Genomic DNA, 21705 nt, shown 5'->3' on the forward strand with positions numbered 1-21705 from the left:
CTCGAAGGAGGGTTTTTTGCGACACTTCGAGACAGCGCTGCGCGCTTCCTCAGTGCGAACGGTATAAACAAAACGCTCAATGAGCTAAACAGTCTATTCAATGTCGTGGGGATACCTCCGTTTGGGCTGAGGAGATGCGTTAGCATCGTCTCGAAGCCTTCGAAGATCAAGCTTCAAGACGGCGTAAATGCTTCCTCAGCTCGAACGGGTGTTTTTATCCATAACGGATGCCCACAAGACTTATTTTAAGCAAGACTGATGATAACGACACCAATAAAAATTAAAATACCGCCAATGATGACCGGAAGATTGACATGCGTTTCATGAAATAAAAACCAGGTAAATAGAATGGTAAATAAGGGATAAACCAATTCGAGAATACCGGCCACGGTGGCATTTTTAAGGCGGATGGATGCCACGATAAAAAAACTAGCTAGTAAAACCACAACAATTTCGGCCAAGATTAACCAACGGACATTAGGTTGACTAACGATGAGCTCAAAATCTTTTTTCATGGTAGTGAAATAAGAAATGATGGTAAACAAAATGGCACCGCATAACATTTCTAAAGCCAGTAAAGTTATCGGAGAAATGCTATAGAGTATTTTTTCTGCCAAAGCGTAATTAAATCCCCATAAAATAGCGGCAATAATGGCAAAAGTTAACCACATTAGTACTCTCCCATGAAATGAATCACGTTATCGACTACCTGCTTAGCTTTTAAAATACGCCGATGTCCCAAGCCTTTGGTGGTAATTAAATCCACATGAGCTAGATTTTTAGTTAATTTTAGCGCATCGCTATAAGGTATTTCCGGATCATCTTGATCATGAATGACCATGACAGGGTGCGGTATGCGGGCAATCATTTCATGCATCTTTGTCTCTTTGACAATGAGTCGAGCTTCTGTTTCCACAAAATTTTGAAAATAATATTTTGATTTGGGTGAAAGCTGCATAAAGCTGCTGAAGCGATCAAAGATATCTTGTAAATCGCAAGGAGAAGAAATGAGAACAATTTTTTGAGTAATAAGCCCGTAATCTGTTGCCAAAGCAGTGGCTGCACAGCCAAAGGAATGGGCGATTACACCATATAATTCGCCCAATTCGTGCTGAATTGCCAGCATTTTCTCTGCAAATTCCCGCAAATTAGTTCTATTTCCAGGAGAGTCGCCGTGAGACGGTCCATCAATTGCAATGACCTTAAAACCAGCAGCAACCAATGGTGCTACAAAAAACCCAAGCTGGCTTCCACGACCATCCCAGCCATGGACCAACAAGATTGTTGGTCCAGAAGTTCCCCAGTGCCAAGATTTGATCTGGGCATTGAACATTTTTGCTTCACTTCCGGCGATAATCTTTTCTTCCCATTCGGGTCGTTGATGCCGAGTTGGAGTCATAAAACGCTTCGCATGCAAAACACCTATATAGCTAGGCAGGACATAGCTGGTAAGGGCTAAAGTGCGGCGATAAACTTTGAATAGCAAAGGCAGCTTCATATTGGTCTCCCAAAATAAAAGTAGGCCACCTTTGGCTAGGAATCAAGGATCGACATGCGTGATCAGAGGACGCCGACTGTGAGAGGATGACCGGTGAAAGAAGAATGACGTATCACTTAGCTTACTGGAAAATCAAAATAAGTTTTAGGATAAGGTTCATTCCGCAGTGTGAAATGCCACCATTCCTGAGGATAAGGTTTAAAACCATTGGCCAGCATTAAATGACGCAGCAATAGACGATTTGCTTTTTGCTGTTGACTTAAATCAGGATAAAAAACATTGGCACTGACATCCATGCAATCAAACCGTGTACCCGTATCGATTGAGTCATCGTTGCGATAATGAGGTGTTTTGCCAAAACAAAGGCTAGTAATTGATTTAGAGTGCCGATAGGTTGCGCCGATTTTCACTAAAGTTAGATCAACCGTGCTCCCTCTGGTATGGCCTGAATGTTCTGCAATATAGCCTTTTGCAAATAAGTTTTTTTTATCTTCGCGTGGATAGAAAAAGGCTTTCATACGATTGTCATATGGATTTTGGCTCCATTGATAAAACGCATTGACTGCTCTTTGCGGCCGATAGCAGTCATAAACTTTGAGGCTATATCCCATTTTATTTGCTGCTTTTTGTATCTTGGCTAATTGAGTGGCTGCTGCCACAGTAAGAATACAGCGACTGGCTTTGTAACCCGGGATAGGATGACCAATAAAATTGTTGCCAGTGGTATAACGCAGGTCTTGGATAATGCTTGGGGCAAGGTCGCTTAAGTAGACAAAACCTTGAGGCAGGGCATTAGCAATCAAGCTAAGGCTAGAAAGAATTATAAAGGCCAGTATACGTTGCATATTAGGTTTGTAATCAATGAGCTGAGATAACATCTTAGCTTGTCTCCAATCCTTGAAGGAAGCATTTATTCTGAATTGATTATATTTAGTATAACTGCCCATTTTTTCAGATTTAGTTCTATAAAAGGCATGCAAAACCGTTGGCCGATAAACAAGTATTTGAATCAGAATAGTTGAATACTGTTAAAATAATACAAAATAAACCCCGCGGTTTTAACCGCGGGAATAACACGAACTAGAAAAGGATATTTGAACGCATTTAAAAAATGCTTATAGACCTTGACCGCATGGGTTTCCTGGTGGATATGACGTACTGCAATAGTCTGCTGCAGTACTGTTGCAGCCTGAGGGCATGACAAAATAGGGATCTCTTGGGGATGTGAAATCAAGAGTTTTCAGATCAAAACTGATGTTTCCCGTAACCATGGAACAGCCAATTCCTGGGAAAGGAAACTGCTGGGCAAAATTAAACTGAGTTAAAACGTGATTTCCCTTTTTAAGTTTTGTGAACATTTCCACCCCAACTTTATCAAAGCAACCACCTACATCATCTACCCGCCCAAAATATCTTGCTTTTCTAGTGCCAGAGCCGGGCATTGATAAGGCGTTGAGGTAACCGGCTACCTGATTTGCCCAAGTGAAATTAGCTACTTTAAGACATTGGCCAGGGATAGTGTTAGCAATATAGGACGCATCATTGAGGATATAATATTGCCCCCCGCCTTCACCTAAATCCATTAACATTCTATTATTAGGAGGATCAATGACAAAAGTGACGTCACTACAACCTGTATCACCAATACCAGAGGCATGATTGCAAATTTTACCCTTGATAATATAACCATCCGGTGCAGACTCTGCATAGTTAAAAGGGGTAAATAAAGGTAGTTTTTGAGTGCTTCCTTGAGTTTGCGAAAAAACACCCTGAGATAAACAGATTCCTAATGTGACTACTAGATATTTTAATTTCATACTTATCCCTGTTATTAATTTACTAGATTAGTGACTTTAATTTAAAAGCCGGAAATAATTTTCTATTAATCTCTATGGATTTCATAGCATTTTCTGAAAATAAATCTAAATCATTAAATTTGGAGTGTCGAATTACAGTCAAAATTACTTGCCTATAAGAAGAAATTAAGGCTTATAAAAAGTTAAGGTTTTATTCAACGGGACGGGAGGGGTTTCTTTTAAGTATGAGACTCTTGGGTTTTCAGATGACACGGTGCCGATTTTGGTTTTATATTTTGATGTCCGCTCAACTTTGAAAAAGAGTAGACCTGATTGAGCTATTAAATTAGGTCGTTTAATACCATCGGCAACAAGCAAATGCAGGTCAATCTTTTCAGCACCCCTTTTTGCTTTAGTTAGGTAGGGATTAGGATTAATTTTTGAATCTAAAAGCATGTAAGCATTATCAAGGCAAATTTCTACCCCGATAGAAACTCCATTTAGTCTTAAGATAGGCGAATCACTTACTCCTGTTTTAAAATATCTTTTATTGGTGGTAGTTTTATTCCCAATATATTGGCAATCAAGAGGATGGGGGTAAGTCTTGTTATAATTTATAACCTTGCCTTTATAAAAAAAATAAATCTCATTATGATAATAGGTTTCTCCACCGGGATTCGCTTCTTCTTGCCAACAAATCGTTCCTGGAGCAATAATCATCTCAGTATGCTGTGATAATTTTGCAAGTGTTCGTACAAATTTTTCTTTTTTTCTTTGTGAATAATACTGGTTACAGCCTTTTTTATGATGCTTTTTGAATAAATACTCGGGTCCTACCAGCATGGATTTGAAGTCTGGATTAGTGCTTAGACGTTGAAGAGAATACTCATTAGCTACGATTATATTTTCTTTTAGGATGCCCAAGCGTTTTTTAAATGGCATTGTATAAAATGATTCTCTAAATCGGGAATTTCTAGGCTTAAAAACAAAAAGACCAAAATTTTTAGGATTAAATGTTGGTTTTTTAGTTTGCTGTTCAATACTCTGTTCGTTATTCTGTCGATGAGCAGTGGCCTGCCCTGTGTTTTCCTTGTTACTCTGAGGTAATACTTCACGTCTTTCTTTCATTTGCTGAAATGGTAAAATAAAATCAATTAGATCTTATTTTAAACTATTTGGCTTAAAGAATTCTTAGCTCTGAGTTAGGCCTTGATGTGACGTAAGAAATTGCGATGCTCATCAAATTTTAAAACAACTATCTCATCCAGTCCAAATGTATAGAAGCCTTAAATCGTGAAATCAAGAGAATAAGTTTGATAAGATGAAAAAGAAGTCATATTAAAAACCCGCCATTCAATAGTACATTTTAAATTATTTGAATCAATTAGATAAAAACTATTCATTTGATCCTTAGTACGCAGGCAACATAGTGACCCTGCATGAAGAAGAGCACAAGAGCCCTGATTTTTCGAAATAAATTTCACAGTTGCATAGTGTAAATGTCCGGTGCAAACAATGTGAATAGGACTGTCTTTCAAATAACTTATAAATTCTGTTGCATCATTTAAAGGATGATGCATCCCTGAAAAATAGTTCAGATTATGGTGGAAAAAAAGAATATTTAATTGGCCTGAGGTTGAGGAAAAATGGTTTTTAATCTGATTTAAGGTTTGATGAGCTAATGCTCCATCTTTAATTTTATAAGGGGTGACACTATTAACCCCTAAAATATTAACTTCTTCATTGTAAAAATTAGCATTGAGCTGAGAGGAAATATATTGATTGTATCGTTTGAATGGATTATAGAATCGCGAAAACACATTATATAGTGGTATATCATGATTTCCAGGAACTATTAGAACAGGAGCGGGTAGTTGCTTTAAGAATAGTTGTAATAATTGATATTGTTCGTGCCTCGCTCGCTGCGTTAAATCGCCTGATATAATAATTTCATCAGGTTTTAATGCCGCTAAATTCTCCAAAAAAGGGTTAATAATTGCGGGATTATGCATCCCGAAATGTAAATCCGAGATATGAATTATTTTCATGATGACATCGTTAAAAGGGTTAATGAGTTAGGTAGGATTTTAAAAAGTAGCGGTGCTTTAACTTTCTTATTATCCCCATCCAAAGAAATAGTAATTTCTTTCTTATTATTAAAATGTACCTCAATAGGCAATTTCGATTGATGTATTTCAAACTGCGAGTCGCTAGTAAATAAATGTTTCATTATTTTTAATAGGCGTATTTTGCCGTGTTTTAAAAAATACAATCCTAACTGTGACGTATGAAAACTCATTCTTTTTAAAGTAATGGGAAATTCGTATGAATATAAATTATTACTCACCATGAGAAATGAGGTGCGTAGGAATAGATTTAGATCTTTACTCTTTATTGTTAAAGAAATGGTCCTGTGCTTTTTTAAACTGTGAATAAAACTTGGTATATAGCTTAACCATTTACTATAAATTCTGGTGTATAAATCTCGTTTATTAGCAAATTGCGGATAAAATCCAATCGAAGCATTATTAAGAAAAACAAAGCCGTTTACTGTTCCTACATCAATCTTAACTGTCTGATTTTTTTGAAGACTGTCAATTAAATCTTTGGCATTCTGTGGTAATCCTAATTCCTTAGCTAGATGGTTAAGAGTTCCTAAAGGAAGGACTCCTAATATAATCGGAGTATTAATGCAATATTGTGCGGCTGTACGTATGGTCCCATCCCCACCTCCAACTAAAATAATCTTATGCTTAGATATACATTTTTGTATAGTCAAAGCTAATTGTTTAGGGGAAATCTCGTACAATTTATAGATTAATTGTGTTTCTTTAAATGCGTCCAAATAGGTCTTCGACTCAGTGTGATTTTTAGCCTTATTGTTAATAATAACAGCAATGGTATTCATTTTTTCTCCATCTTCACCTACTAAAATATTATTTTTTTGAACGTTCACTCTATAGTTATATAACTATATTCTTAAAATTTCAGCTTGTGTGGGATGACGTGGTTCAATAGATTTGACTGCCCCAGTTAAGAGATAATGTACTTACTGGAGGAAATTGACCCTAAGAAAGAATACCCGAAAGAATTTAAGCATTTTGCCTGACCATGTCGCCCTAAGTGAGTTTGGATAGATTGCATAAATTTGGTGTCTGGTTTTTCAAGGTAGGATCAAATTTCCGCATATGCAAAATATAATTTTTTCTTAATCAGATAAAACCTCAGAATCTTTAAAAATAGCCTATAATTTATTTCCAATAGTCGATTTATAGCGCTAATACAACATCTTGTTTCGAAATGATAAGGAATTTAATCATTACAGAAGGAACAAACAATGCCAAATGATGGAAAAAAACCGCTTGTTATAATAACAGGAGCTGGAGGTAATCTAGGAGTTGCTATTACAGAAGCATTGCAAAAAGAATATCACGTTATTGGATTTGATAAAGAAGGAGTGGATTGTGATATTACATTTGATATCACATCAGATACCTCAGTGTTGCAATCGTTTAAGCTATTTAAAAAAAGATATGGGAATAAAATTGCTGCAGTCATTCATTTGGCTGCCTATTTTGATTTTAGCGGCGAAGAATCATCCCTTTATGAAAAGGTGAATGAGCAAGGCACCAAAAATTTATTAAAAGTATTACAAGAATTTTCAGTAGAACGCTTTATCTTTTCTGGCACAATGCTGGTACACAAAGCCGGTAAACCTGGCGAAACCATTAATGAAGATACTCCTTTGGCACCTAAATGGATTTATCCTAAGTCAAAAGAAAGGACAGAAGAAATCATTAAAAAACATAATGGAAAAATTCCTTATTTGATTTTAAGACTCGCAGGTCTTTATAACGACAAGACATGTATCCCTACGCTTGCCCATCAAATTGCACGTACCTATGAGCGAAAGCTCAAGAGTAATATATATGCAGGTAATCCTAAAGCAGGCCAGTCTTTTATTCACCAAGATGATTTAGTTCGTCTCTTTGCAAAAGCAGTCCAATATCGTCAAGAATTAGCTAAAGAAGAAATCATTCTTGCAGGAGAAGCAGAAACAGTGAGTTATGAAAAATTGCAAAAAATGATTACTGAGCTTTTGCATGATGAAAAAATGGAATTATTCAACATTCCTCGCCCAGTTGCCAAAGCAGCATCCTGGGTAGAAGAAAAATCTGAGCCTATTGTCCCTGATGATTTTGATCAAGGAGAAAAACCGTTTATTCGCCCCTTTATGATTGACTTAGGTTCCGATCATTATGAATTAGACATTACTAAAGCTAGGGAAAAACTTCATTGGCGTCCAAGTCACCATATAGAAGAAACATTACCTAAGATAATAAACGAATTAAAAAAAGATCCTGAAAATTGGTATAAAAATAATGGAGTTACATTACCAGACTGGATAGAAGCACTTGATGAAAAAAATCCAGAACTAATTCGAGAGCGTTACGAATTTGAGTTTCGTAAAGCCCATCAAAAAAATCTTTGGGGACATTTTTTAAACTTTGCGCTTGCATTTTGGCTGATTACGGCCCCATTTATTTTGGGGTACCAATCAAAACCTATAATCATTAGTGATGTACTGACTGGATTTCTTTTAGCAGGTAATTCGCTTTTATGCTTATCTTGGAGATTGGCTCCACTTAGATGGATTTCAGCGATTTTTGGGGTGTGGCTTATTTTTGCCCCATTAATTTTTTGGGCGCCTAGTGCAGCATCCTATTTAAATGATACTTTAATTGGGGCATTAATCATTGGATTTTCAGTATTAATACGTCCGAGTATAGGCATTGCACCTAATGCAGCTTTAACTGGCCCGATCATTCCTCCTGGTTGGGATTTTTCGCCATCAAGCTGGGCGCAGCGTATTCCGGTTATTGTTCTTGCTTTTATTGGTTTTTATATTTCACATTACATGGCCGCATATCAACTAGGTCATATTGATTTTGTTTGGGATCCTTTCTTCACTGGAAATCCGCAAAATCCTAAAAATGGTACGGAAGAAATCATTACTTCTTATATATCTAAAAAATGGCCTGTATCTGATGCAGGCTTTGGAGCAGTAGTGTATCTCTTTGAAATTCTCACTGGAATCATAGGTGGCACCAACCGGTGGCGCACCATGCCCTGGCTTGTTTTGTTATTTGGTTTGATGATTATTCCTTTGGGTGCTGTTTCCATTACTTTTATTATTATTCAACCGATTTTATTAAATACTTATTGTACACTTTGTTTAATTGCTGCAGTTGCTATGGTGCTACAAATGGCCTACTCCTTTGATGAAATCATCGCAACGCTGATGTTTTTATGGCGACGCTGGCAGAAGGGAAGACCATTGCTGCGTATTCTCTTTGTTGGAGATACTGATGAAGAATACAAAAAGGGCAAAGATAATTCTCTCGATGATTTTGAACAACGACCTGGAACAATTCTTAAGGTGATGTGGAGCAAAGGAGTCACCTTACCTTGGAATTTGCTCTTGTGTTTGTTAGTAGGGTTATGGTTAATGTTCTCGCGAATTATCTTAAATGCTAGTGAGGGAATGGCAAATATGAACCATCTATTGGGTGCATTAATCATCACGGTAACAATCATTTCTTTTGCGGAAGTAGCGCGTTCAATTAGATACATCAATTGTCTTTTTGGTTTAATTCTCCTTATCGCACCGTTCGTATCCTTTCTACTGTTTAATTATAATGCAGCTCTAATACAATTAATCTCAAGTATATGCTGTGGCATTTTACTTTTTTTCCTAGCGATTCCACGAGGCAAAATAGAAGCTTCCTACGGTAAGTGGGATAATTATATTTTCTAAGTTATCTACAAGGTATATAGAGTCGTTACCTCACAATAGGTGTTGCTTTTGAGGGGGGTTGATTTAATATTCTCTTAAGCTTTTTTTGCTAAATTAATGCGCATGTTAATTTAGGCCTTACTCCCATGTGGTATCAAAAAGTTCTTGAAGAATTAGTTCCTAAAATTGAAAAAAAACAACAAAAACAAGCAAAGGAATTTTTGGCGATTTTTTTTAAAGGGCTCCAAGAGTGTTCTGGAGAACCAATTCCCCCGCTGGTACTTTTTGGCCTTATTGATAAAATGTATAAAAAATATGGCTCTCAAGAAGAGGAAAGCGTTGACCTCACTTCCTTTGCAAGAGATCTGACCGGTTTATCCTTAATCCTGATGAAAGCAGCGTTTGATCTTGCACTTTTTAATGAAGACTTTTCTTATATTAAACAATCAAAAATAAGACAACCAGTTCTTGGCTTCAACATCTCAAAAGCTAAGCGTCAATCGAAGGTCTTAAAATCAAGACCAGATGATGACTGGGGAGATGAGGAACTACCTGATACTATTGAGGACGTTTCAGGGTTTTTTCCTAAACTTGAATTTTTGGAAATAAAAACTCTCCAAGCTTGGGACTATGATTTAACGGTTGATTTTGATCATCTTTTATCGATTCTAATAGCTAATCATTCTGTTGTAGATCCCGAAATATTTACTCATTGTAAACAAAGTGCTACTGGTGTAAGCGAAGATTTTGACGAATTTATATGTAAACTTAGATTATTGTTCTTAGTTCGTGATTATATTAAAAAAGGTGATTTAGGCATGTTGCAAAGGCTTTTGCATCCAGATTCTTTTAAGGATGCTACCTTGCAATTACTCACTTCGCTCTGTCAAGAAACTCTCAAACCAGAAATAATAAGCAATTCTTTTCGCTCAGAAAAAAGTAAACAGCATTTCCTTAAACTTAGTGAAGAAAATCTCAAAAAAAGAGACGATCTTTTTGTTCTTAACATTGTTAATAAACATCTAAACAACCGCAAGACGAGAAATGAGCTTGCGCAATTGGCTTTAGAGCATGGTCAACCTAAAATTGCTGAGTATCTAAATCATGAAATTGAAGAATTAGTCGAGGCTAGTAATGATCTAAATGGGGATTCGCCTCAGCAAGAATCTAAAGAAAACGAAGCTCAAGCACTATCTGCTATTCAGATCGAGCAACTGTTAAAAAATCGTATCAAATCTCCCACAATAGAAGCATTTCACGCATGGGAAAACTCAAACTCTGAATTACTCACACAAATAGCAAAACTACTTCCCTTTGAACAATTTTCTTCAATTAATTGGACATCAATCACAGTAGAGCACTTATGTGAATTACTAGAAATTTCTACTCCACGGCTCTTGTTAATCAACCTAGTTGATACTCTCATTAATAACATTGAAACGAAAAATGGTGGACGTTGGACTTCCGGGATTGATTCTGAAAAAGTAAAGACATTAAAAGCGATAAAAACTGAAATCGAAGCAGAGAAAGTATTTTCAATCGAGGATAGCGTTTTGCAAACAACTTATCTACGGGCCATCGAGGCGGTATGTCACATAAAACGGAATCCTTGGCATTTCTGGGCAACTCCCAACAGCGTCACTGAATTTAAACAGTTGCTCGAAGACAATAATCTTGATCTAGGCATTAGGACTAATCCTTAAAGAATTCATTACGTTATTCAAAAAAATGGAAATGTTTTAATTAAACGAAGTGAACATAAAAATGATGAGCCTATACTAGACAAATTCTTATCTTTTCTAGCAAAAGATATTCAAAAAAATCCTCAAAATGTTATATCGGTCACAATAATGAACTATATAATAGAATTCAATCGCTAATCTCGGGGGTGGAATTTGACTTAAATTAATCCCTCTCAGATGAGGATGAATAGTGTCTAAGTTAGAGGGAATAACTATAAAAGGTTGGAGTATTTTTGCACATCCATTATTTATTGAACAAGTTGAAACCTTAATAGAAGAGGTCGAGGAATTACGTAACCAAGAGCTTATAACAGTAAGTATAATGCCTCTTCAGTTTTTTCAAAAATGTTAAAAAATGGAAATCCCCCTGATGACTGGGAACAATTGCTAATTGAAGTTACAAAAACGCAAGTTACAAATAGACTTAATAAAATTATAAAACAATAATTTGGGTTTTACCGCAAATCCAGCTCAAACTAACAATGAGATTTTTTGAATAAATTCCTCTATTCCGGTTACCTCTACCCTTAATTTTCTTTAGTGGACTATTTTGGCCTGAAGTTTTATTCCTTAAAGGTCAACGACCCACCCTAATACCCGGATATGCAAATGCCTCTTTACTGCTTAAAACTAGATGACTAAAATCAATGCTATTCTTTCGCATTCCCTGTAGTATTCTGGCTAAAGTTATTAAGGTAATTATCAATGTCTAAAAATATTAAAATTCTCGTCATTGGCGTTGGTATAGCTGGTCCTGCAGTTTGTTATTGGCTAAGGAGGTTTGGTTTTTCTCCTGTCTTAATTGAAAAACATGCGTCTATTAGAAAGGGTGGTCAGGCATTGGATGTCCGTGGCATAGCAACTCATCTCGCCAGGGAAATGGGTATCTATGAGCAAATTTGTGATCGGCGCACGCAAATAGAATGCGGTCGTTTTGTCGATGCAGAGGGCAAAGTGCTACATGAAGAACATGGGGAGAAATTTGGGTTCAGGCAAGATGATGAAGTTGAAATCCTTCGTGGTGATTTGGTTGAAATCTTGATGAAAAAAATTGCTGATGTACCTTGCTATTTCAATCAATCCATTATTAGCATCCAGCAAAATGCAGATAAGGTTCTAGTTAATTTCATGGATGGTAAAGTTGAAGATTATGACTTAGTAATCGCTGCGGATGGCATTCACTCTGCTATGAGGCGCATGATTTTTGATAAAAATGAATATCAGTTAATTCATCTTGGTTCATACATTAGTACCTTTACCATTCCAAACTACCTTAACTTAAGTCACGTAGACTTAGAATGTGAAGCTAATCATAAATTGGTATCAATCAATAGCGATAACAATCCAGAAATAGCAAGGGCAGGATTTATGTTCCGCTCTCAGCATATCTTAAAAGACATCCGTAATGAGCATGAGCAAAAACAATTCCTCTGTGATACGTTTCGCGATTTTGGCTGGGAAACACAAAATATTTTAGAGCGAATGCCAGAAAGCGATGATTTTTATTTTGATGCTATTACGCAAGTAAAAATGAACAATTGGACTAAAGGTCGAATAGCGCTTATCGGCGATGCCGCTTATTGCCCTTCTCCCTTATCTGGCCAGGGTAATAATTTGGCCTTCGTTGGAGCCTATATTCTAGCGGGGGAATTAAAAGCCGCTAATGGAAATTATCGACAAGCGTTTAATCGTTATAATGAACTACTACGCTCCTTCGTTGAGGTCAATCAAGAATTTGGTGGGTGGGTGAGCAAATCATTGCTTGTAGAAGATGAAGTGTCCAAGGAAATTGCAGAGGAACGCTCAAACAAAATTCTAGCTATGCTAAAATCAGTTTCGAATGCGATTAGCTTACCTCAATATGAATAATCACAGCGGCAGTATTTATAAAGAAAATCTTGTCGCAGCAAGGTCGGGCTTTATAAACTCCTGTTCATAATACCAGCTTACTTTTTCCTGAAATTTTTTAGAGTCTGGCCTATCGATGATTGCGAATTCGATCACTCTATCAACTCCTATAGGCACAAAACTTGTCGCAGTCCGTCATCCAAAGCATTTAAATCTTTATCTGTAAGGTTGCCAGCAACGTTTTTTAATCGACTTTTATCGACCGTTCTTATTTGATCACAAACAGCCGTCACTTGTTTACCAAGACATGAAACAGAGATGGTTAGGGGTGGTCTGGCTGTAGCAGAGGTTGAAAGAGGAACTACCACGACAGTACGTCTTGCTTGATTAATCGGTGTTGCTCCAACTAAAACACAAGGTCGGAGTTTATTAATCTCAGATCCAGTTGTCGGATCAAGGTTTACCCAATATACATCACCACGATTCATCGTGTAACCCATCCTGAATCGTTACATTCCAATCACTCATTTCCTCTTTTAAATCATGATCATTTTCAACGGCAAGCGCGCATTGATAAAGTGCTTTTTCACGCCGTTCAACCTCTTTTTCAATAAGATGAGCAATCACCTTGCTGCGTTGCCGTTGCGGGATTGCTGCCCTCATTCGAGAAGCTATTTCATCAGGTATTGAAATTAAAACTTTATTCATAGTAATCTCCATTTATATACAATATAGTATATCTTATATCCATGAGCAAGATGTTTTTATGCGATGGTTGTGAGTAGGGGGTAACTTAAGATTCTAAATTCGCAATCAAACGGCACAAGTAAGATTGAAATTGAATTTGCTCTTCTTGTGAAAAAGTAGAAAGCATAATTTGATTCAATATTTTCGCTGAATCCAAAACATCTTTTTCAGCTGCCCTTCCTTTATCCGTTAAATAAATCAGAAATGCTCGTCTGTCTGTGCTGCTTGGTTTTCGTTCAATTAATCCGTCTCGTTGCATGCGGTCTAAGGTTCTGACAACCGTCGGATGCTCGATTCCGCCAACTGCATTTTGCAACTCTGTTTGGGTTTGACCATCGCGTTTAAATAACTCCATAAGAAAATAGGTGTATCCGTGCGTAATAGCATGCTGTTTTAGGATAATATTTGCTTTTTTTTCTATTAGTCTCGCCGCTTTTTTGAGTAATGTTGATGTTTGCATAAAAGAGGGTTCTTAATCGTGTAGCTTGCTATATTGTAATCAATGCAACTCAAAATTGTTAGAGTGATGAAAATAACCTCCAGCTAATATGTAGCTTGCTACATATTAGCAAGGAGTGTTATTATAGATTCCTCTTCACCATTAAGTCATTAAAATGAAAAAACTAAAGTTATATCAAGTCGACGCCTTTGCAAGTAACATTTTTAAGGGAAATCCTGCTGCCGTTTGTATTCTGGATGAACCATTAACTGAAAAAGAAATGCAAGCGATTGCATGCGAAAACAATCTTTCTGAAACAGCCTTTGTCCTCCCCGTTCAGGATAATTTTAATCTTCGCTGGTTTACACCCAATACGGAAGTTGATCTTTGCGGACATGCCACACTGGCAAGCGCTTATGTTCTATTCGAAAAATTAGCTTACCCAAAGCCTGAAATCTGTTTTCAAAGCAAAAGCGGTGAATTATTTGTTACCCGGCAACATCAACAATTACAGATGGATTTTCCAGCGCTGCCTTATCAGGCTATGACAGCCACTGAAGAGTTATTAGATGCCTTAACAGTTAAGCCTCAAGAAATTTATGAAAGTACTTTTGATTTATTGTGTGTTTTTCAAAATGAAACCGAGATCAAAACAGCAATTCCCAATTTAGGTTCTTTAAGTCAACTTACCTATCGCGGTATTATTTTCACCGCACTTGGCGATGATGGCACGACAATCTATTCTCGATGCTTTTACCCAGCATGCAATGTTCCTGAAGATCCCGTCACCGGATCTGCCCACTGCGTTATTGCGCCTTTTTGGTGTGATCGTTTAAATCAATCCAAAATTCAAGCTGTACAAGGCTTAGCACGACAAGGCGAACTTTCCTGTGAAATAAAAAATGGCCGTGTACTTTTAACGGGTCGATGTCATTTATATTTTGAGGGCATCATTTATATCCCGGATGAGCTCTGAAAAATGAATTTATAGGCTGATTACCTAAAACATAAAACATAGAGCCCTAACCCATAGCTAAAAAGCAAATTTAAAATACAGATAGTATAATTATTGTAATATCGTCAAATTTATTTTACCTGCTATGGGTTATAAACAAACCTTTTATTTTATTGATAAACAAGAAGGGGTCATTTACAGTCGAAAGCCTCAAGGGACTCTTGATGTCAATCGTTTAATTCACAATCAGGCACCCTGGAAAATAACCAATCTTGCGAGCAGCCTTCAACAAAAAACACTCATTCTTGCTGATTGGACCGCAGCGGAATGGCCGCCAGATAAACTAAAGGCTGTACAAAAAAATATTCGCGAGTTAATGAATCAGGGTTTTAGTGTTTATATGTGGCAAGACTTACCCCCAACAGGACAAGTCATAAAATTAACTAAGCAAGATTCAGCGCTTAATACACTAACTTCCCGTTCATTGATGCGTCCTCAATTCACTGATCTCATTCAAAAAACTGCAGTTGAACAATGCCATCTCACAAAAGATAAAACCCTGGTTCTCGATGATTATTGGGTAGAGTGTTTACTGAATCGTGAAGAGAACACACCTCCACGCCGATTATCCTTAAGTAAACTTCTTAACGGACAATATCAAAATAGAGTTTTGGCTGTGCTAAAACGTGCTGTACCTCCAGTTAGTGAAATTATTCAGGATGAGTTCTCTGCAGAGGCTAACCAAATGCTGTTACAAGTGCGAGAAGCCTTCCCTCAGGCACCGATTAGAACTCAATATAAGAAACTGGTTTTAAATAATCAGCAGGTTGAGGATTTATTTGGCGAGGATGCTAGGGTTAGTTTGCATGACGCGCATTTAACCCCTGACCAACTTGAAGGGGTTGAGTCTTTGTATGTAGAACTAAAATTCGATCTTATTTCGAGAAATCTAGAAAACCTATTAGCTAAAACTTTGGTATTGAAAGAGTTTAAAATCAAAGAAAAAGAAGGGTTCCTTGGTCGGTTTAAAACAAGACCCCAACTTGAATCGCTTGAAATTTTCGATGCGAGTTACTCTTCTTTGAATACTTCTAATTTAGGGAGTTTACTGAGTCAAGCAAGCCAGCTTAAAACGCTTAATCTTAGATTTTGCGATGGTTTCAATGCGGCCAAACTTGGTGAGCTTAATTTACCCAACCTTGAGCGATTAATTGCTGATAATTCTTCGATTACCACGGCAATTTTGCAAGCTATTTTGGCTAAGGCTAACGAGCTTAGATCCCTCGATCTATCTCGTTGTGGCGAGTTAAATGAGCACTTTACTATTAATTTTGAGCTTGGAAAACTTGAGGAATTGAAATTCTATAGTGCCAAGATACCCATTGCTAATATTGAATTTCTCTTAGCAAGGGCTCCTAACCTTAAACTCCTCGATTTAAGCTCTAACCAAGAGCTAATCAAAATAGATAGCATAGCTTGTAATCTTCAATATCTTGAAGAGCTTGATGTTAGCCAGAGTCCAATCACTGACGAAACTTTACAACACTTACTGGCTAAAACCTCTGCTATTAAAAGGCTTAACTTAGCCTATTGTGAGCAATTAGCTGCCCCCTTTACAACCAGTCTCAATCTTAAAGATCTTGAGAAACTTACTCTTACATACAGCACAATTTCTACCAACAATTTGGAATATCTACTCACTCAAGCAACAAAGCTTAAAACATTAAATTTGGGCAAATGTAGAAATTTATCTAATCCATTTACCACAAATTTTCAGCTTGAAGCGCTTGAAATACTGTATCTTGAGGCTAACAACTTACCCCTTACTAATCTGCAATGTTTACTGGCTAATGCAAATTCCCTTAAAGAACTCGATTTGGTGGGCTGTGCTTTTTCGGGGGAATTGACAGCGAATCTCAACCTAAAAAAGCTCGAAAAAATTAATCTTTCTGAAAGTAATATTAAGGCAGAAGACTTGAAAGCCTTAATAAGAGCTGCACCAAACCTCAAAAAACTATTTCTTAACGAATGTCCAGAGTTAGTGATTGATCAAGAATTAGAATCCTTATTCAAAGGGATTGCCGTTTATAGACGTGCGGTAGTAGCCGATACGGCCAAGCTAGAGGACTTTAGATCGTTGTTAAAAGTAAAGAAGACGAGCTCAACTGCTTCAAAATCTCAAAAGGGGGATAGCGGGTACTATGCTAGAACCCAATCCTTAGATTCAAAAAAAACCTTAGATGCCGATACTGAATATAATCCAGATAAGGAATTACAGGCGAAGCGCTATTTTTATCCCTTAAATCCAAGTGATAAGATGCCAGCGATTAATGATTATCGGCTGGAGGTTTATAATAAACTCGAAGTTAATCCATCTCCCTGCACGCTCGATAAGGCTTTTTCCTTAACGAACACGGGTGCTCATTCTTTAGTAGAAAGGTCGATCAGTCAAACCAACAACCTAATAGAATTAGGACAGAAGCTTGGAGCTATTGATGACGTTCATTCCTATTTTTTAGGCCGCCAGCCCTTAATTGTTACAGAAGACTGGCAAGCACTTGCTTCTTTGAGCGCGAATGAAGAACTGACTCATTATCAAACTGAACCGCAAGATTCTGCGGTAGAAATTAACTATTCTGAACGAGACAATCTCTATTATATCCGTAATCGATCCAATAAACCTGAAAGCGTACAACTTGATTTTCTACTTAAAGTAAAACCTCCTGGTCAAAGTCCGTCAATCCCTGTAGAGATAACCAAACTAATCGATGATTACTCTCATTTTGGAGCCAAGGCTTTAAAGTTAGAAAAAGCGGAGGGGCAACTAACAGGCGAGGATTATTTACACTATATCAAAGATCAGAAAACAGGTGCCTGTAGGCACCGCACTGCGGCATTTAAGGATGCCATGGCTAAGGAACATCCCACTGTGCCTGTTCGCATAGTCGATAACGATGCACATAGCTTTGTTGAAATTCAGATTGAGGGACAGTGGTTAAAACGTGATTTAGGCGGCTACCCAACTAAATTATCAATCGATGAATCCCTGCAACCGGATTTCATCACTGAAAAACCGCTCGAAACCCATCTGATGGTGGATGCGCAGCCTCAAGTTTTTCATCCAGATGAAAGGATTAGAGATTATGAAAAACTACTTGAGACCTGGACAAAGAGCAGCCCTTACAGCGCGTCTGTCCTGGGTTATTGTCAACAACTTACTCAGTCGACGGAAGGGAAAAAGCGCCTGGTTGAGTTAGAATCAACTGCTGACGTTGAAGCGATGCACTTAAGTTTGCAGGGTTATTGCCAATCCATTTCTCGACCCTTTTTCTATGTCAATTCTCCTGATGATTTGATTTGCTCCGCCGCTTATTTAGCTCGCGAAAAAGATAGCGCTATAGGTCGTTTGACCAAAGGACCAGGTGGACCTCTTTATGATTTTCTCAAAGCCCAACAGGAAAAGGCTAATCCACCCGTGTTGATTGTCAATTATGATAATTTTGATGCCGATGATATCGTCCGTTTCAATGGCTTGTTAGATTCACGTCGCCATGCTGATGGCACCGAATTACCCGAAGATATGCTGGTCATCGGGCTTATTAATACCTCTAAGGTTGATTGTTATCAAGGCGAAGATTTTTATTCTCGTTTTGATAGTACAGAGGAGTGTCCCCTTCCTTCTGAAAAGCTAGCAGAGCATCAACAAATTATTGCCCCTCTTCCCTTGCAGAAAGCGGATGAAACAGGTCCTTTACCGCAGGAAAAGACGGCCATTAACCTTTATCATGCGCCTGATAGGGAAGATCGTTTACTCGGTCGTTGGGTACTTAAAAAAGATAGGCTTTATTTTGAAGAGGGTGAACTTGAGCAAGCCTTGGCTACGGGTTTACCCATAGAAATACACAATGGGCCTTGGCAGGATGAAAAGTTTAAACTCTTTTGGCGACAAGCCTGCTTACGAGGTCATATTGAGCATGCTGGTCGTCGGATTACCATTCCTAAATCCTTAAGTTTAATTCCTCAAGAAGGTTATCACTGGGAGGCATTAGGTCAACAAGTGAGTTGGGAAGCAGGACTTGTGGATGAAGCGTTAGTGCTAAATCCAGGGTCCTTGAGTGATTTTTTTACTCGTTATGAATGTGACAATGCCAGTGCAACCCTGGATACCTTACCCGGCCTAATTGAAGAGAGAGCCCATCAACGTTTAGCCGTTAATCTCACTGCTAGTCTGGGTAGTGATGAATGGGCTAGGTTGTTGGCAAAATGTCAGCAACATCAAGTTCAATTAACGGTCCATTGTGCGCCTCATGTCGTTGTTCCTGCCGAGGCGCTTGGGCAACAGACCCTCGATTTGACTTCTTGTTTACCCTTAGAAACCCCAGCCCACACGGGCTCCTTCATTAGTTCCGATATCGATACCACGCTAAATCAACTGACAAGAGTAGATTCTGATTGGCAAATTATTGATGTCTCAGAATGCGGTGAAGAGGATTTATTAGTTTATACCGAGGCAGAACTCAATGCTGAAACGGGCGAGCTACGTTTCCAACAAAGCAAAAAAGCGCTCTTACAAGCTTTAGAGCAGGATAAAAAAGTCATTTTAAAGGGACAATTTTCCCCGGAGTTGGTTGATAGCCTTAGTCCTTTGCTCTTAGAACGGCAGAAAAATACTCAGGCGAAAGGCCATTTGGTTTTGCTGAGTGGGCAAGAAAGCTTTCCCTATTTAGCGAGCAAAACCCACGAGGTGAAGGTTGAAGAGAAAGAGGTTTGTCTTTTGCGGCATTACAATAAAGAAGAAATCGCAAGCTTAGAGAGAGAGCAACTTGAACAAGAATCCTTAAGTCAATTAAAAGCACGTTTAAACTTTCGACGTCTCCATTCTGAAGGCTCAACAGATGATGCTTGGCTTGGCCTGTTGAAATTACCCGACGGAGTTTCTCTGAAACCCTTTGATGCCGCACATAGTGCAGATTTAGCTGAGGCCTTTAATCAACAACGAAAAGATGCCACCAATCAAATCCTAACCTACTCACCCTGTGTTTGCCTGACCGGTATCACTGGTACAGGGAAATCAGCCTTTGTTGAAAAAAACTTTGATAATGAAACGGATAGTCTTTATATCGGTGAATCCGAGATGGTTCGATGGGCTGAAGATAAATCAGCCAAACGTAAAATCTTATTTATTGATGAGGCGAACCTAAGTCCTAAACAATGGTCGGAGTTTGAAGGCTTATTTAATGACCCGCCAGGTATTCTCATCAAGGGCAAATACTATCCTCTAACTGACCAACATAAGGTTATCTTTGCTTCGAATCCCTTGAGTTATGGCGATGAACGCAAACTCGCTCCTTTTTTTATTCGGCATGGAGCTGCCCTAGTCATTGAGCCGCTCTCGCAAGAATTTATTTACGAATACGTATTAAAACCGGTATTTGCTGAAACAGCCTTAGCAGAGCATAGTTTGGAACTTTGCCGACCTCTTTTGCAAATCTATGCCTTCTTATGCCAATGCTCGGATAACGAAGTTCTAATCTCACCGCGTGAACTACAGATGATGGCCATGATGGTCATGTCACATTATCACCAACATCCTGATGTGGGGGAAGCGCTGATAGCCGCCCACCATTATGCCTATCAAATCGCTACAAAGCTTGTGCCAGAACTCCATCGAGCAGAGTTAAAACAGAAGTTTGCGCCAACTTTTGACTGGCAACGAACAGAGCGGCTAAGCGAGGCGATAACTCAACAAGACGAATTTCACATCACGGCGTCAAGACAACCTGTTATTCAACTCATCGATGACTTTCTTGCTCTTCGTGAGTTTAAACAAGGTGAAAAAGCAGTTAACGACACGCAACGCTATGGAGGTATCACAGGTCTTGTCTTGGAAGGGGCGCCCGGTGTCGGTAAGAGCGAGCTCTTTAACAACAGGCTCTTAGCGCATGGTTATCAAGAAATTCACTATGACGAAAAAGAGCGTCTCGACAAGATTCTACCTGAAAAGGGCTTCTATCGCATGCCTGTTTCCATGTCCACAGAGGATAAAAAGAAGCTCTTATTAAAGGCTTTTCATGGTGGGCATGGGGTACTTATTGACGAAATTAACAGTTCTCCAATGATGGAGCGCTTCTTAAATGCACTGTTAATGAGTAAAACGCCAGAAGGCAAATTTCCTGATAAATCTGGTTTTTTTGTGCTGGGTACGCAAAATCCAGTGACGATGTCCGGTCGACGTGCCCCAAGTACCGCTTTAGCAAGGCGCCTTATTACACTATCTTTGCCAGAATACCCCCAGGAGGAAATCAAAGAGATTTTAATCGTTAGAGGGCTAGAATCTGAACTCGCAGGGATACTGGCTGCTGCTTTTATGAAAAATGTTAAAAAAGCAAAAGAAGAACACTTAATACCATCACCGACCTTTAGGGATCTATTAAGATTGGCAGACAAGATCTTGCTGGCAGAAAAATGCTTGCGGGAAACAACCGAGAAATCGAAGGGTAAAGAAAAATTAGTAGAGAAAAAACCAGTAGAACCGCTTAGTTTTACTGAAAAACAGTTTTTTATTGAAGCACTTAAGCAACTTTGCAACGATATACAAAGGCAATTAATTGCGAAAGATTCGGCGGTTGCTAGTAAAAATGCTTTCTTTTCCGTTAGCCAACAACCTGACTTAACAGCCAGTATCAAAGCCAGTGAAAAAGTTATCCTATTCCTAGAAAAAGGGACTTCCATCGATGGCTTAAGCCACGATGAATTAGAGGCTCTAAATAACGATTCTTTAGGTAAGCTGATGAAAAAAATAGGGGAAGCTAAATTGCTGACAGACTCTGGTATTGAATTAACAGACACAGGTTTTCAAAAAAGAGAGGGGCTGACCCCCTAA

At 38.2% G+C, this 21705-nt stretch carries 17 protein-coding genes and 1 pseudogene; 8 read left to right on the forward strand and 10 right to left on the reverse strand.

What is annotated here, in order from left to right; all coding sequences use genetic code 11:
* Window positions 1-245: 245 nt before the first annotated feature.
* From Lnau_RS14400 to Lnau_RS14430, 7 genes are all read right to left on the reverse strand, one after another.
* Complete coding sequence (locus Lnau_RS14400; RefSeq protein WP_058505822.1) at window positions 246-671, reverse strand: DMT family transporter; 426 nt, start codon at window positions 669-671, stop codon at window positions 246-248.
* On the reverse strand, window positions 671-1498 hold the full coding sequence (locus tag Lnau_RS14405) for an alpha/beta fold hydrolase (RefSeq protein ID WP_058505823.1): 828 nt from the start codon (window positions 1496-1498) through the stop codon (window positions 671-673). The genes Lnau_RS14400 and Lnau_RS14405 overlap by 1 nt, the downstream gene beginning before the upstream one ends.
* A 116-nt stretch (window positions 1499-1614) precedes the next feature.
* Window positions 1615-2376, reverse strand: a complete 762-nt coding sequence (locus Lnau_RS14410) for a M15 family metallopeptidase (RefSeq protein WP_238585984.1) — start codon at window positions 2374-2376, stop codon at window positions 1615-1617.
* Window positions 2377-2613: 237 nt separating this feature from the next.
* Window positions 2614-3315: a hypothetical protein gene (locus Lnau_RS14415; protein WP_058505824.1), complete on the reverse strand. Its 702-nt coding sequence runs from the start codon at window positions 3313-3315 to the stop codon at window positions 2614-2616.
* Window positions 3316-3480: 165 nt separating this feature from the next.
* Window positions 3481-4422: a hypothetical protein gene (locus Lnau_RS14420; protein WP_058505825.1), complete on the reverse strand. Its 942-nt coding sequence runs from the start codon at window positions 4420-4422 to the stop codon at window positions 3481-3483.
* A gap of 158 nt (window positions 4423-4580) precedes the next feature.
* Window positions 4581-5342, reverse strand: coding sequence for a metallophosphoesterase family protein (locus Lnau_RS14425; protein WP_058505826.1), 762 nt, complete (start codon window positions 5340-5342; stop codon window positions 4581-4583).
* On the reverse strand, window positions 5339-6202 hold the full coding sequence (locus Lnau_RS14430) for a diacylglycerol/lipid kinase family protein (protein ID WP_058505827.1): 864 nt from the start codon (window positions 6200-6202) through the stop codon (window positions 5339-5341). The genes Lnau_RS14425 and Lnau_RS14430 overlap by 4 nt, the downstream gene beginning before the upstream one ends.
* A gap of 429 nt (window positions 6203-6631) precedes the next feature.
* Here Lnau_RS14430 and Lnau_RS14435 point away from each other — a divergent pair, with 429 nt between their 5' ends.
* The 6 genes and pseudogenes from Lnau_RS14435 (at window position 6632) to Lnau_RS14445 (ending at window position 12702) form a co-directional block, all read left to right on the forward strand.
* Window positions 6632-9112 (forward strand): vitamin K epoxide reductase family protein, encoded by a 2481-nt coding sequence (locus tag Lnau_RS14435; protein ID WP_058505828.1) that lies wholly within the window; start codon window positions 6632-6634, stop codon window positions 9110-9112.
* Window positions 9113-9237: 125 nt separating this feature from the next.
* Window positions 9238-10794 carry a hypothetical protein gene (locus tag Lnau_RS14440; protein WP_058505829.1) on the forward strand — a complete coding sequence of 519 codons (1557 nt, stop codon included), beginning with the start codon at window positions 9238-9240 and terminating at the stop codon, window positions 10792-10794.
* A gap of 3 nt (window positions 10795-10797) precedes the next feature.
* Window positions 10798-10971, forward strand: coding sequence for a type II toxin-antitoxin system PrlF family antitoxin (locus Lnau_RS17010; protein ID WP_083503860.1), 174 nt, complete (start codon window positions 10798-10800; stop codon window positions 10969-10971).
* Between the two features lie 52 nt (window positions 10972-11023).
* Window positions 11024-11185, forward strand: coding sequence for a hypothetical protein (locus tag Lnau_RS16825; protein WP_238585985.1), 162 nt, complete (start codon window positions 11024-11026; stop codon window positions 11183-11185).
* Window positions 11176-11280: pseudogene (locus Lnau_RS16930) on the forward strand (hypothetical protein); the annotation flags it as partial. The gene Lnau_RS16825 and the pseudogene Lnau_RS16930, both read left to right, overlap by 10 nt.
* A gap of 258 nt (window positions 11281-11538) precedes the next feature.
* Complete coding sequence (locus Lnau_RS14445) at window positions 11539-12702, forward strand: tetracycline destructase (protein WP_058505830.1); 1164 nt, start codon at window positions 11539-11541, stop codon at window positions 12700-12702.
* A 146-nt stretch (window positions 12703-12848) separates the two neighbouring features.
* On the opposite strand, the gene Lnau_RS14450 is transcribed toward Lnau_RS14445, so the two are convergent.
* From Lnau_RS14450 to Lnau_RS14460, 3 genes are all read right to left on the reverse strand, one after another.
* On the reverse strand, window positions 12849-13169 hold the full coding sequence (locus tag Lnau_RS14450; protein ID WP_058505831.1) for a type II toxin-antitoxin system PemK/MazF family toxin: 321 nt from the start codon (window positions 13167-13169) through the stop codon (window positions 12849-12851).
* Window positions 13156-13389 (reverse strand): hypothetical protein, encoded by a 234-nt coding sequence (locus tag Lnau_RS14455; protein WP_058505832.1) that lies wholly within the window; start codon window positions 13387-13389, stop codon window positions 13156-13158. The genes Lnau_RS14450 and Lnau_RS14455 overlap by 14 nt, the downstream gene beginning before the upstream one ends.
* 85 nt (window positions 13390-13474) lie before the next feature.
* Entirely contained in the window at window positions 13475-13888 is a 414-nt protein-coding gene (locus tag Lnau_RS14460; RefSeq protein ID WP_058505833.1) for a MarR family winged helix-turn-helix transcriptional regulator, read from the reverse strand.
* A 154-nt stretch (window positions 13889-14042) separates the two neighbouring features.
* On the opposite strand from Lnau_RS14460, the gene Lnau_RS14465 reads away from it, so the two are divergent.
* Window positions 14043-14843 carry a PhzF family phenazine biosynthesis protein gene (locus Lnau_RS14465; protein WP_058505834.1) on the forward strand — a complete coding sequence of 267 codons (801 nt, stop codon included), beginning with the start codon at window positions 14043-14045 and terminating at the stop codon, window positions 14841-14843.
* A gap of 124 nt (window positions 14844-14967) precedes the next feature.
* Window positions 14968-21705 carry a hypothetical protein gene (locus tag Lnau_RS14470; protein ID WP_058505835.1) on the forward strand — a complete coding sequence of 2246 codons (6738 nt, stop codon included), beginning with the start codon at window positions 14968-14970 and terminating at the stop codon, window positions 21703-21705.

It is taken from the genome of Legionella nautarum, from assembly GCF_001467895.1.
GTDB classification, from domain to species: Bacteria; Pseudomonadota; Gammaproteobacteria; order Legionellales; family Legionellaceae; genus Tatlockia; species Tatlockia nautarum.